This is a genomic window from Nitrospira sp. (genome assembly GCA_037045225.1).
Taxonomy (GTDB): Bacteria; Nitrospirota; Nitrospiria; order Nitrospirales; family Nitrospiraceae; genus Nitrospira_A.
The window spans coordinates 3,520,935-3,532,974 of the sequence record JBAOHZ010000009.1; the positions used below are offsets into that span (position 1 = coordinate 3,520,935).

At 58.3% G+C, this 12,040-nt stretch carries 12 protein-coding genes and 1 pseudogene; 10 read left to right on the top strand and 3 right to left on the bottom strand.

Annotation, left to right across the window (positions count from 1 at the left end; genetic code table 11):
* Positions 1 to 4 precede the first annotated feature (4 nt).
* The 3 genes and pseudogenes from V9G17_17530 to V9G17_17540 all read left to right on the top strand — a co-directional run bounded on the left by V9G17_17530 (position 5) and on the right by V9G17_17540 (position 2,206).
* Positions 5 to 184, top strand: a complete 180-nt coding sequence (locus V9G17_17530) for a DUF5989 family protein (GenBank protein MEI2754398.1) — start codon at positions 5 to 7, stop codon at positions 182 to 184.
* Positions 185 to 421: 237 nt separating this feature from the next.
* The gene (locus V9G17_17535; GenBank protein ID MEI2754399.1) at positions 422 to 1,729 is read left to right on the top strand and encodes an SGNH/GDSL hydrolase family protein; all 1,308 of its coding nucleotides are present in this window, start codon (positions 422 to 424) and stop codon (positions 1,727 to 1,729) included.
* A 234-nt stretch (positions 1,730 to 1,963) separates the two neighbouring features.
* A pseudogene (locus V9G17_17540) lies at positions 1,964 to 2,206 on the top strand (transposase).
* Positions 2,207 to 2,566: 360 nt separating this feature from the next.
* Here V9G17_17540 and V9G17_17545 read toward each other — a convergent pair.
* Complete coding sequence (locus tag V9G17_17545) at positions 2,567 to 3,079, bottom strand: IPT/TIG domain-containing protein (GenBank protein MEI2754400.1); 513 nt, start codon at positions 3,077 to 3,079, stop codon at positions 2,567 to 2,569.
* 51 nt (positions 3,080 to 3,130) lie between these two features.
* The gene (gene acs / locus V9G17_17550; GenBank protein MEI2754401.1) at positions 3,131 to 5,020 is read right to left on the bottom strand and encodes an acetate--CoA ligase; all 1,890 of its coding nucleotides are present in this window, start codon (positions 5,018 to 5,020) and stop codon (positions 3,131 to 3,133) included.
* A 225-nt stretch (positions 5,021 to 5,245) separates the two neighbouring features.
* On the opposite strand from acs, the gene V9G17_17555 reads away from it, so the two are divergent.
* The gene (locus V9G17_17555) at positions 5,246 to 6,631 is read left to right on the top strand and encodes a tetratricopeptide repeat protein (GenBank protein MEI2754402.1); all 1,386 of its coding nucleotides are present in this window, start codon (positions 5,246 to 5,248) and stop codon (positions 6,629 to 6,631) included.
* Between the two features lie 151 nt (positions 6,632 to 6,782).
* Here V9G17_17555 and V9G17_17560 read toward each other — a convergent pair whose 3' ends face one another.
* Positions 6,783 to 6,953: a hypothetical protein gene (locus V9G17_17560; GenBank protein ID MEI2754403.1), complete on the bottom strand. Its 171-nt coding sequence runs from the start codon at positions 6,951 to 6,953 to the stop codon at positions 6,783 to 6,785.
* 231 nt (positions 6,954 to 7,184) lie between these two features.
* Between V9G17_17560 and V9G17_17565 the strand changes: the two genes are divergently transcribed.
* From V9G17_17565 to V9G17_17590, 6 genes are all read left to right on the top strand, one after another.
* Positions 7,185 to 7,751 (top strand): hypothetical protein, encoded by a 567-nt coding sequence (locus V9G17_17565; GenBank protein MEI2754404.1) that lies wholly within the window; start codon positions 7,185 to 7,187, stop codon positions 7,749 to 7,751.
* A gap of 40 nt (positions 7,752 to 7,791) precedes the next feature.
* Entirely contained in the window at positions 7,792 to 8,421 is a 630-nt protein-coding gene (locus V9G17_17570; GenBank protein ID MEI2754405.1) for a penicillin-binding protein activator LpoB, read from the top strand.
* 95 nt (positions 8,422 to 8,516) lie between these two features.
* Positions 8,517 to 9,932: a hypothetical protein gene (locus tag V9G17_17575; GenBank protein ID MEI2754406.1), complete on the top strand. Its 1,416-nt coding sequence runs from the start codon at positions 8,517 to 8,519 to the stop codon at positions 9,930 to 9,932.
* 8 nt (positions 9,933 to 9,940) lie between these two features.
* Positions 9,941 to 11,059: an LPP20 family lipoprotein gene (locus V9G17_17580; GenBank protein MEI2754407.1), complete on the top strand. Its 1,119-nt coding sequence runs from the start codon at positions 9,941 to 9,943 to the stop codon at positions 11,057 to 11,059.
* Between the two features lie 34 nt (positions 11,060 to 11,093).
* Positions 11,094 to 11,342, top strand: a complete 249-nt coding sequence (locus tag V9G17_17585) for a hypothetical protein (protein ID MEI2754408.1) — start codon at positions 11,094 to 11,096, stop codon at positions 11,340 to 11,342.
* 1 nt (position 11,343) lies between these two features.
* Positions 11,344 to 11,787, top strand: a complete 444-nt coding sequence (locus V9G17_17590; GenBank protein MEI2754409.1) for a type II toxin-antitoxin system VapC family toxin — start codon at positions 11,344 to 11,346, stop codon at positions 11,785 to 11,787.
* The last annotated feature ends 253 nt before the right edge of the window (positions 11,788 to 12,040 follow it).

Sequence of the window (12,040 nt, forward strand, 5' to 3'; positions counted from 1 at the left end):
GCGAATGAATTCATTTACGAAGGTTCACGAGTATTATGCCCTGGTCTCGGAATTGTTGTTGTATCTGAGGGAGAAGAAATCCTATTGGCTGGCACCCGTTATTTTTGTCCTGTTGGCATTCAGCGCCCTGGCGTTTTTCCTCGAGGGAAGTGTGCTCGCGCCTGCGATCTACTCCGTGTTTTAGGTCGGTGGCGCAGGAGCATGATTCACCACGAACAACGGACCTGAAATGGCACCAGGGTGCGGCGGTCCGGATGTATATCTTCAGGCGGCCCGGTCAGGAGAGTCCGAAGATTTGAAGCCGAAGGTATTGATGCATGTTCATCTGGGGAGAGTCTTTGGCCTCGGAGTCTTTCTCCTGAGCGCGCTGGCATATCGCTCTCAGAATCGAGAGGTCCTCGGCCTATGGTCCTGGCCTCATATGGCAATCGTCGTCGTTGCGAGCACCATGGTTGTGGCGGCTGTTGCGCATGCCTGGACTCGTTTCCGGCAGGTAGATCGCGATACGTATCACCTGTCTATTTCGACTGTGTGTTCGGAAGTGGCGTGGCTGATGTGGGGGGCTGGATTCTTCCTCAATGGCCTGGATGCATCACGGAACTGGGGGCAGATAGCCGACTTGAACTTCGTCGGCTCATCGAATCCCCTTGCGGCACTGTTGTTATGGGGAGCGTTGTTGGTGGCCACACTGGGCCTAGCCGGGACGGTGGTGCCTCATGGGCGTACTTCGAGAGTGGGTGCGATCGTTCTGGCGATCTGGGTCACAGCCATTGTCCTGCTGGTCATCGAAGGCGGCATTCGCGTCTTCGCGATTGTGGCGCCTGAATCACAAGGGTATCCCACCTACCAGACGGCGTTATGGTCGCGTAAGTTCGTGGCCTTAAGTAAGGCAGGGTTTCGCGATGTGGACCATTCCCGTCCGCGTGCGGGTGAGAATCCGGCACTGTTGATCGTGGGCGACTCGCTGGCATTCGGGTGGGGGCTGAACCGATTGGAGGATCGCTTTGGAGAGCAGCTTGCCCGGCAATTGACCAACCGGACGGGGACTGCTTGGACTGTGCTGAATGCCAGCAGAGGTGACACGCACACATTGACCCACATCGAGTTTCTGAAGGTCATGCAAGCATATCAGCCGGAAGTTACTCTTCTCCTGTATGCATTTAATGACATCGACTACCTCGCCCAAGTGACCCCTCGTGACGGCCAAAGCGAGCATGCAAGGTCGCTTCTTGCGCGGATGAATCCCGTTCGCATTCTATTTCTGAACTCGTTTTTATTTCAGGAACTGTATGTTCGTCTCAGGCTCGTGACCTACAACCCTTCGTCCGAGGGGAATGATCCGTATGAGAACGAGGTGCTGTTGGAGGAACACTTTCGTGACTTGGCTCGTTTCGTGTCGCTCGCCTCGACCTCGAGTCGCGTGGTGGCGATTGCTCCATTCAATATCGGAGTGGCGGCAAGTCCGGCCGCCAGCCGCCACTATCATCGCTTTATAAAGGCAGCCGTGACACACGGGTTGCCGATCTGGCCTGCCGGGCAGGAGGTTTTTGCAGGTCATGCCTACGAACACCTCGTCGTGAATAGACTCGATTCACACCCCAATGAACTGGCGCATCGTCTCCTTGCCGCCAGCATGGCTGAGCGAGTGCACGTTGCGTGGGGCATGCCACGCCAACCGCCGGATAGTGATTCTTATAGCCTGCTTACAATGGGAGGAAGTGTACGGTGACAGAGGCCGATCGGCGCGATGCATGATGCCGGCGGGGCGCTTCCATAAAAAGAGGTGTTCGTGGCGGACGTATGTCTCTTGGCGAGGAACAGGCGTGATTCGGCCCTTCCCAGAATAGTGAGGTGACAGAGCTTGTCCGTAAAGTGTCCGATATCGTAGGTGACCTTCCCCTGAACCCTAGACCATTGGCTCGGAAGTCCGACTATGCTGAGACGAGGCCCACGGGAGGAGATCATGACACGGAAGCGTTACACGGAGGAGGAGATGATAGCGGTACTGAAGGATGCCCAAGCGGGCATTGGAATTTAGGAGCTCTGCCGGAAACACGGCATCTCGGATGCCACTTTTTATAAGTGGCGAACGAAATATGCCGGGCTCGATGTCAACGAGATGAAGAAGCTCCGCCATCTGGAAGGCGAAAACCGTCGGCTAAAACAGCTGATGGTGAAGCAATCACGAGACATTCAGGCGCTGAAGGCTGCCAACGAAAAAACCTGGTAGTGCCCAAGGGAAACGAATGCGGTGGATGGCGCTCAGTCAGCTGGCTTGATTATCAAGACAGTTGCTGCCCCCGATTAAGGGCTACATCTCACGAACACAGCCACGCCTGCCTCTGGCTGTTGATGCTGCGACCTCGCTTCTGACGGGCCTAAGCAATAGCCGATAGAGGGGTTAGAGTCTATCAAACTCGTCTCACGTCAACCATTCGTGGAAAGCCCTCCATGATCTCCAGCTGCCGAATGGTGCGGTATCAAGCACGGGCCGGCCCGTTGGCCTTCAGCGTGCACACCGATGAGTCTATCGTGTCGTTGAATGTTGAGCGGTAGCCGTCCCTTCTCACTTCACCAGAAACGCCTTCGAATCTTCACCGGACGCGGTGGTGACGGTCATCATGGCCATGCCTTTGCGTCTGCCGGTCGGCACGGTTGCGGTGATCTTGGTATCGCTGACGAATGTGAATGCGGCGGGATACCCAGGACCGAAGGACAGTGAGCGTAAGCAAGCGACGGGACCGAACCCTCTGCCGGAAATCGTCACCTTCTCACCCGCTTTGGCTTCATCCGGAAGCACGGATTGAATCTTGGGTGCTTCCCCGAAACAGGCGGGTGCTTTGGCGGCTGTTTCCGCCGAGGCATACTTGGGCGCCGAGCCCTTGGCGAGCGGCGCCGGCGTGGACTTCTGGCCCCCGCTCTTCGCGGCGGCCTTTTTTTCAGGGGCCTTCTTGGCCGCCGGTGCGGCCTGTTCAGTCGGCTTCTTGGTGTCTTCAGCCGCCGTGACGGGGATGACTCCCCCCAACAACATGAATCCCATGACCGTCGACCACACAACTGTCTGTTTCTCGCTTGGCATGACCGGCCTCCATGTACACTAAAAGGTGATGCGGGCTGACGACGAATCGTCTCAGTCTTCGATCGTCGAAATATCGCCCACGTCTTGTCCCAGTTCCTTGGCCTTGAGCACCCGCCGCATGATTTTTCCGGACCTGGTCTTCGGCAATGACGGCACGATATCGATTTCTTTCGGTACCGCGATTTTCCCCAACTCCTTCAGCACATGGTCTTTGAGCGATTGCACCAACTCTTTCGAGTCCTGGTAGCCCTGTTTCAAAATGACAAACGCCTTGATCGCTTCACCCGCGGTGCGATGTGGTTTGCCGATGACCGCCGCTTCAGCCACCGCTTCGTGACTCACCAAGGCGCTTTCGACTTCCGCCGTGCCGATGCGGTTGCCGGCGACTTTAATGACGTCGTCGGCGCGGCCCATAAACCACATGTATCCGTCGTTGTCTTTCCGGCAGACGTCGCCCGCCGTATAACAATTGGGGATCGTATTCCAGTAGACCTTGTAGCGATCGGGGTCTTTGTAGATCGTCCGCATCATCGACGGCCAAGGCTTCTTGATGACGGCAAATCCGCCGGCATTGTTCGGCAGGCTGTTGCCTTCCTTGTCGACCACGTCGGCCTCGATGCCGAGGAACGGTCGGGTGGCCGACCCTGGTTTCAGTGGGACGGAGGGCAGGGGGGTCACCAGGATGGAGCCGGTTTCGGTCTGCCACCAGGTATCCATGATGGGTTTGTCGCTGCCGGTGACGCGGTAAAACCATTCCCAGGCTTCCGGGTTGATCGGCTCGCCGACGCTGCCGAGGATTCGCAACGTGGAGAGGTCGTATTTCTTAGGCCAGTCCTCGCCGTATTTCATCAGGAGCCGGACCGCCGTGGGTGTGGTATAGAAAATCGAGACGCCGTAGTGGGCGATGAGATCCCACCAGCGGCCGGGGTTCGGGTAGTCGGGTTTGCCTTCGGCCATGAGGATGGTTGCGCCGTTCAATAGCGGGCCATAGACGATGTAACTGTGGCCGGTGACCCAGCCCGGATCGGCCACGCAGAAGTAGACGTCTTCTTCCTTGAGGTCGAACACATATTTCGTGGTGATGTAGGTGCCGACCATATAGCCGCCGTGCACATGCACGACGCCTTTGGGTTTGCCGGTGGTACCCGAGGTGTAGAGAATGTAGAGCGGAGTTTCCGCATCGAGCGGTTCCGCCCGGCAGACAGCGGGCTGTTCTTTCAGCCACTCGACCCAATCGAGTTCTTTCGGCGCCGCAAGGGGAGCGTGCGAGGATTCGCGTCGCACGACCACGACCTTTTCGACGGACGGGCAGGTTCTCACGGCATCGTCGACGACGCCTTTGAGAGTGATGGATTTTCCGCGATCGTAGCCGACATCCGCCGTAATGACCACGCGCGCTTCGGCATCCTGAATACGACTGGCCAAGGCCGGAGCGCTGAAGCCGGAATACACGACGCTGTGGATGACGCCGATACGGGCGCAGGCCAGCATCGCGACGACTTGCTCCGGAATTTTCGGAAGATAGATCGTGACGCGGTCGCCCTGCTGCAGGCCAAGCGCTTTGAGGGCATTGGCACAGCGGTTAACCTGGCGTAGCAATTCTCCATAGGTGAAGATGCGCTCTTCGCCGTTCTCACCGACCCAGATGATGGCGACTTTATTGCGCCGCCAGGTGTTCGCGTGGCGATCCAAACAGTTGTAGGCGATGTTGCAGGTCGCGCCGACGAACCATTTTGCCCAGGGGTAGTTCCAGTCGAGCACTTTGCTCCAGGGCGAAAACCACTCCAGCTCCTTGGCCACACCACCCCAGAACGCATCCGGATCGGCGATGGACGCCTTGTACGCCTGGTCGTAATCCTGAATATGAGCGGCCGCCTTGGTCTTGGCGGTTGGTTGAATGACACGTCCTTCTTTCGTGAGCGTATCGATCTTCTCGTCCATCGGTACCATGCCTCCAGAAATCGCGGGCCTATACGGCGCGCGGTTTAATCATCCTGGCATTATGCGGACGGGGGCATAGAACTGCAACCCTCCACGCCTCCGTGAGCCTGTTCCAGATGCAGCAAAGGCCGCGTGGCGCAAGGCTGGAGGGCTCTACCTTTCTTGACAGTCAGGAGGAGACGAGGGTACGCTGATCCCGTTGCATTTCACTGGATTACTCCCTACATGAACTCGTCTATATATCCCCGTGTGCGTCGAATGTTTGTCGGTCTGGTGGCATTGTGTGCGGCCGGCACCTGTGGCAGTGTCACCATGGTCCACGCGCAGGTCGGCAAGCCGGAGGGACTCTATTACAAGTCGTGGGCGGTTGTGGTTGGTATCGAGAACTATCTCGTGGCGCCGAAGGTGCCCGGTGCCGTGGAGAGTGCCCATGCGGTGGCGACGGCGCTACGGGGGCTCGGCTTCGATGAAGTGATCGAGCTCCAGGACAAAGAGGCGAGTTCCAGGCATCTGCTCCAGATCCTCAACGACTATTTGCCGCGCAAAGTGGGGCGGCAGGACCGTGTGCTGTTCTTTTTTGCGGGGCACGCGGGAATCACCCAGGATGCGCAATCCAAGGAACTGGGGTACCTGGTGCCGTGGGATGCGCAGCTGAACAATTCGGCCAAAGCCATCACGTTCGATCAGCTCAAAGAATTCAGCCGGCGGTCCGCCTCTAAACACATGTTGATGTTGTTCGACGCGAACATCCACGGATGGGAGGTGACCGCGCCGCAGCCGTTGTCGCTCGAAGGTCGCTCGTCGCAGGAGGATGAGATGGAGAAACGAGCCATCCAAGTCCTGACCGCGGCTGAAAAAGAAGAGACGGTCGGCCACGTGCCGGGCCAGAGTGCATTTGTGACGGCATTGGTCGCGGGTCTCAGCGGTGCCGCCGATCTCAATAAGAACGGGTGGATCATGGCCAGTGAACTTGCCGCCCAGGTCAAGCGGGATGTGGAGGGTGCGACCAAGGGGGCGCAGCATCCGCAGTTCGTGCAGTTGGAGGGTGACGGGGATGTGATCCTCATTGAAGGTCAAAAAGGCGCCTTCCAAGCCGGGAAGGAACCGACGAGTGAGGCGGACCGCATGAGGGAGGCCCGCATCCAATATGAACAAGCCTTTACATTGCTGCAGCGGCAGGAGTCAGCCGAAGAGGCCTTGGAGCGGCTCAACCGCGCGATCGGCTACGATCCGTCCTTCGGGGATGCCTATGTGCTGAAGAGTTATATTCGTCTGGAAGTATTGCCTAACCTTGAGGAGTCGTTGTTGGCCGCGCGCGCAGCCGTACAACATGCGCCGCAGAATCCCGACTCCCATTACTCCCTGGCGCTCGCGCTGGAGAAAAATGGGCAGTACCAGGACGCTGAGCAGGCCATGCAGCAGGCGTTAGTGGTGAATCCGGCCTATGGGGATGTCTATTTTTCGCTCGGCGCGCTCTATGCCGACCATTTGAACGAACCGCAAAAGTCCGTCGACGCGTTTCGCCGGTATTTGGAGTTGGGCGGACAGAGTGAACGGGCGATCCGTGCCGTCCAATCCAGCGCTTCTCCGGCTGATAAACCTGCCCCCTAGCAGGCTGTGTCGATGTCAGAGTCGGTCGCAGGCTGCTTAAAAAGGCTGTCCAGCAAGGCCGCAGCGAGCGAAGAGGCGAATCGGACTCGGGCCGTAAGGTGAGCCTCTGAGTGATGTGAGAACGCTGCTGGCAGCCTTTTTACGCAGCCTGCTAGTCTTTTCCTCCGCCTTTCAGATACCCCAGCCCAATCTTCAACGCCCGACGCGTAATTTCCGGCCAACGGACCTGAGGATACTCCGCCAATACGGCGGCCGCCTTGGGATCCTGGATATCGAGTTGCACCACTTTAATGATGCCGTCTTCAATCTGAACGTCAGCCATGTGTGTGTCTCCTCATGAACAACCGGTGTCGTGGGGTGATGAATCGGCTCTCTCGTCAACCGGAACAGTCGTTGCGCGTTGACAGTGTTAGGGGTGCATGTTAGCATAAAATCTGCTTTTTTCGCCCAACTGTGCCTGGTGACAGTGAACCACACACGTGTCGCTCCCATCATCTTTCCGCGCACAACTACGCCGTCATCGGTCATCTGTGTCACACCAAGGAGGAATCGTATGAGCAGAGTAGAGGGAGCTTTGTCTAAGTTCACCGGGAGCGCACTGGCGCTTGTACTCCTCATTGGGCTGACTGCCTGCGGCGGGCCTCCGAACTGGGTCAAAAAAGGATCCGGTGCATTCAACGAGAAAAGCGACAAGTCCTTTTATGGTGTCGGCTCGGTGGTCGGTGTGCGCAACGAACCGTTAGCCTGGGACACGGCGGAGAACCGCAGCCGCGCGGAAATCGCCAAAACCTTCGAAACCTATACCGCCTATCTTATGCGGGACTATGCGGCTTCCACGACCGCCGGCGATTTTTCGCGTAACAGTGAAGAACAGAACATCGAGCGGGCCGTGAAGACGTTCTCTGCTGTGACGTTGAACGGTGTGAAGCCGATGGATCGCTACAAAGACGAAAAATCCGGCATCTACTACGTGTTGACCAAGCTCAGTCTCGAAGATATGAAGAACAATCTGGAACAGGCGAAGGAACTGAATAGTCAGGTCCGTGATTTTGTGCGGAAGAATGCGGACCGGTTGTTCGATCGTCTGGAAAAAGAAGAAGACAAGCGAGACACGAAATAACTGCGGCCGTGCCGGCGTGTGCCGGCCGGGAGGAGAGAGCATGATCGAGTGGCGGGATTGTTCAGTCGGGCGAACCTTCGCGACGATGGTGCTGGTGGGGGCGGCGGCGATCGCCAGCGGATGTGGCCACGAAACAAAGGTCACGCGTGTTGACACGGGTGTCGTCACGGACCTCAGCGGGCGTTGGAACGACACGGACTCACAAATGGTGGCCGAAGCCATGGTGAAAGAAGCCTTGGCCAATCCCTGGCTCGGTAATTTCACCAAGGGCAAGACTCGTCAGCCGGTCGTCATCGTCGGGACCGTCCTCAATAAGAGCCATGAACATATCAATGTGCAGACGTTTGTGAATGATCTGGAGCGGGAGCTCACGAACTCGCAAAAAGTGACCTTCGTCGCGGGCAAGGGCGAGCGTGAAGAGGTGCGGGAGGAGCGGCGCGAGCAGGCTGTGCATGCCCGTGAGGACACGCAGAAAGCGCCCGGCAAAGAAATCGGTGCGGATTACATGATGCGCGGCAGCATCTCCACGATTTTAGATGAACAGGATGGGGCCAAAGCAGTCTTCTATCAGATCGATCTGGAAATGGTGGATATGGAAAATAATGTGAAGGCGTGGTTCGGGCAGAAGAAGATCAAGAAAGTCGTCGAAAAGAAACGAACGATTTTTTAGCCCGACGTATTCTGTTGAAACGCCACTTCCCATCGACCACGGCCTCCCCTCGGGGAGGCCGTTTCATTTCTCTCCCCTGGATGCCCGTTGTTTTCGTGGCACTGTTATGGGCCCTCTCGGGGTGCGGGCTCTCCACCAATCACTATCTCCTCATCGATCAGAGTTTGCTGGCGAATGACCCCCGGCGGGCGGATGCCATCATGGCGCAGGCCGAGTCCGAATACGGCGGGCGCAATCGCCTGCTGTACAGCATGGATCGCGGGATGACACTCCATCTCGCCGGCGACTACGTTCAGAGCAACAGTCTCCTCGAACAGGCCTCCCTCGAAGTGGACCGGTTGTACACCCGGACGATCCGCACCGAGACGGCGGCCTTTCTCACCAACGACAACATGTTGCCCTATGAGGGAGATCCCTACGAACACGTGATGATCAATGTGATCAAGGCCCTCAATTATGCCGCCATGGGACAACTGACGGAGGCGGTGGTGGAGGCGCGGCAGATCGACCATCGATTAAACGTGCTCTCCGACAGCACCAAAGAAAAAGACGGGTATCGCGAAGATGCCTTTGCGCGTTATCTGAGCGGTGTGTTGTACGAGGCGACGGGGGAGCTCAACGATGCCTTCATCGCGTACCGCAAGGCCTATGACATTTATGAATCGACGCGCGGGTGGGCCCGCACGCCCATGCCGCCGATGTTGCGCGCGGACCTGCTCAGAACCACTGATGCGCTGCATATGACGACTGAGTTTGAAGAGTATCGTCGGCAGTTCCCTGACACGGCATGGGTGTCGCTGCAGGGGAATCCTGATCTCGCTCAGGTGGTAGTGATCGGTTATAATGGCCGCGCGCCGCGCAAGGAGGAGATGAATCTCGACCTTCCGGTCAGTCTGAGCGCGCTGCAATTGGTCCTGCTGAATCGAGGCGTGATTCACGCGTCCAACCGCCAGGAGCGGCGTGTGGCCGACAGCGTGTTGTATGGCCTGAACGGCCGCGTCGTGCGGGTGGCCTTGCCTCGATTGGTGCCGCAAAAAACACAGGTCTCGTACGAATCGGTCACCTTGGTGCCTCGGACGGGAACGCCGATCACCGGACAATCGCAGCTGGTCTATAACGGCACCGCATTGGCGGAGAAATCTCTTTCCGACCGCATGCCCGGAATCACGACGAAGGCGCTGGCGCGGGCCGCCGTGAAGTTTGCTGCGGCCGAAGCGGCGACGCGTGGCACCCAACATGCCGTCAACAAGGGGGATGCGCAGTGGGTCGGGTTGTTGGTGGGCCTGCTGGCCCACGGCCTGGCGGTGGCGTCCGAAGTCGCCGATACAAGGAGCTGGCGCACTTTGCCCGATGAAATTCAGATCTCCCGTTTGTGGGTGCCGGCAGGCGAATACGAGAGCCGCATTCAGCCGGTCGTCCGAAACGGCGGAGCGCCGCAAGCCGGTGTGTCCCGGCCGCTGGTGCTTCGCGCCGGGCAAACAGTCTTCCTGATCGAACGGGTGGTGTTATGAGAATCGTCATGGGTCGCGGGAGACAGGCCGTCCTCTTGGCGTTCATGTTGGGGATCATCGCCGGCTGCGGATGGTTTGGGGGGGCGACTCGTCCGTCCTGGATCGATGGCGGCAGTCCCCAGTTTCCTTCCGCCCAGTATTTGACGGGAGTGGGCCAGGCTGATTCGCGCCCGCAGGCGACTGAGCAGGCGTATGCCGCCGTCTCGAGAATTTTCAAAGCCGAGATTACGGCACAGGCGAAAGATTGGGAATCGTATTTGGTGGTAGAGTCCCGCGGGCAAACGCACACAGAACGTCGCCTCACGCTCGACACTGTGACCCGCGTGACCACCGACAAGGTGCTGGAAAACGTGCACGTGTTGGATACTTGGTTTGACCAAACGACGCGACAGTACTATGCTCTGGCAGGCATGAACCGAGCGCAAGCCGAATCGGCGATGGTGGAACGCCTCACGGAACTGGATCGTACGATCCAGACAGAAGTGACTGAAGCCCATCAGACGCAGGATAAACTCTCCCATGTGCGGAATCTTAAGCGTGCAGCCAAGAATCTGGTGCTGCGCGAGGCGTACAACGCCGACTTGCGTGTCGTGCGCCCGAACGGCCAGGGCAACTCCTCGACGTATCGCGTGGCTGAATTGATCGCTGAATTGGAACAGTATCTCTCGAAGAACCTCGTCATGGCGGTTGATCTATCCGGCGATCAGGCCGAACCGTTAGAACGGGCGCTCGTGGACGGTCTTACGCAGGAGGGGTTCACGGTGGTGGGACGGGGCGCCGGGGCCAGTACCGTGCCACCGGAGCTGCTCATGAAGGGGTCGGTGCGTCTCTGGCCGATCGAGGTGAACGATCCTCATTTTCGATATGTGCGCTGGTGTGCGGAGTCCGTGATCGAGGAGGTCGCGACCCATCGCGTGGTCGGGGCCGTGTCGAAAGGCGGCAAAGAAGGGCATGTCACAGAGCGTGAGGCCGCGGCTAAAGCGGTGCGGGTGATGCAGCAGGAGTTTGCATCGGATCTGGCCAGATCCGTGGCCGCGCATGTGTATGGGGAAATGGATTTGCCGGAATCGGCTGCCGCGCCGTCCGGTTGTCTGAAAGAGGCGGCGCAACCGCCGGTCACTCGTTAACGCGGTGAGTCAACCACAGGAGAGAGGAGCAGGGATGCGTAAGATAGGGACCCGGAAAGCGGGTGAGCAAGACAGCGGCGGGCGTCGTTTGTCGAGTCAGACGATGAAGAAACGGCTGCGTGAACGGTTGGCGGCGGATACGCAGCAGGTGTTGAAGAGCAACATCGTGAGTATTTTTCGCAAGCAGGGCTACTACGAGGAATTGCCGTTGGATGAATTGCAAGATCGCCTCTCCAAACTCCAGTCGCCGTTGGTGGACAGTCTCTTAAAGGGGAGGGTCTAGGATGCCGTACTACTATTTCGACTCCACGGCGTTGGTGAAACGGTACAGTATGGAACGCGGCACGCGGGTGGTGAACAAGCTCATGGTGAAACGTGGCAAGGTCGCCATTCTGCCCATGTGGAGCGTCACGGATTTTTACTCGGCCCTCTCCATTCGATCCCAGCAGGGCGAGATCACGCGGGACGACTGCTACTCGGTGTTGTACAAGTTTGAGATGGAGGCCTCGCAGGGACTGTTTCAGTTCATCTCCCCGACGATGGATACGTACCTGGCGGCGAAGGAACTGATCCTGGACTATCCGGCACTGCGCTCGCCGCAGCTGCTGCACCTGGCGCTGGCCTTGGAACTCAAGCCGCTTCGGCTGACCGTCGTGAGCGCGGACAAGCAGCTGTTGGCGGCCTGTCGTCCGGCGGGACTCCATATCATCAATCCGGAAGACGACTAGCGCGTAAGAGCTATGCAGATTGCTGACGGAGAGTCAGCATCGGCGTTATGCGGAGCCGGCTGCAATCGTATGTTCCGAGCGTACTTCCTGCAGGCCGTTCAAAAAGGCCGTTCAGCGAGGCCGCAGCAATGCGAGGAGACGAAGCCATATGGTTCTTACCCGCCCACCCGAGCTTGCCGAGACAAGCTCTTTTCCCGTGTGCGGTACGTTGAGCCTCGGAGCGATGCGAGAACGAAGCTGGCGGGCTTTTTCA

What these genes read in the sequence shown, in the direction of transcription:
- V9G17_17565 (MEI2754404.1), top strand. Translation starts at nt 7,185, where the DNA reads ATGAGCAGAGTAGAGGGAGCTTTGTCTAAGTTCACCGGGAGCGCACTG.
- V9G17_17530 (MEI2754398.1), top strand. Translation starts at nt 5, where the DNA reads ATGAATTCATTTACGAAGGTTCACGAGTATTATGCCCTGGTCTCGGAA.
- V9G17_17590 (MEI2754409.1), top strand. Translation starts at nt 11,344, where the DNA reads ATGCCGTACTACTATTTCGACTCCACGGCGTTGGTGAAACGGTACAGT.
- V9G17_17560 (MEI2754403.1), bottom strand. Translation starts at nt 6,953, where the DNA reads ATGGCTGACGTTCAGATTGAAGACGGCATCATTAAAGTGGTGCAACTC.
- acs (MEI2754401.1), bottom strand. Translation starts at nt 5,020, where the DNA reads ATGGACGAGAAGATCGATACGCTCACGAAAGAAGGACGTGTCATTCAA.
- V9G17_17545 (MEI2754400.1), bottom strand. Translation starts at nt 3,079, where the DNA reads ATGCCAAGCGAGAAACAGACAGTTGTGTGGTCGACGGTCATGGGATTC.
- V9G17_17555 (MEI2754402.1), top strand. Translation starts at nt 5,246, where the DNA reads ATGAACTCGTCTATATATCCCCGTGTGCGTCGAATGTTTGTCGGTCTG.
- V9G17_17535 (MEI2754399.1), top strand. Translation starts at nt 422, where the DNA reads ATGGCAATCGTCGTCGTTGCGAGCACCATGGTTGTGGCGGCTGTTGCG.
- V9G17_17580 (MEI2754407.1), top strand. Translation starts at nt 9,941, where the DNA reads ATGGGTCGCGGGAGACAGGCCGTCCTCTTGGCGTTCATGTTGGGGATC.
- V9G17_17570 (MEI2754405.1), top strand. Translation starts at nt 7,792, where the DNA reads ATGATCGAGTGGCGGGATTGTTCAGTCGGGCGAACCTTCGCGACGATG.
- V9G17_17585 (MEI2754408.1), top strand. Translation starts at nt 11,094, where the DNA reads ATGCGTAAGATAGGGACCCGGAAAGCGGGTGAGCAAGACAGCGGCGGG.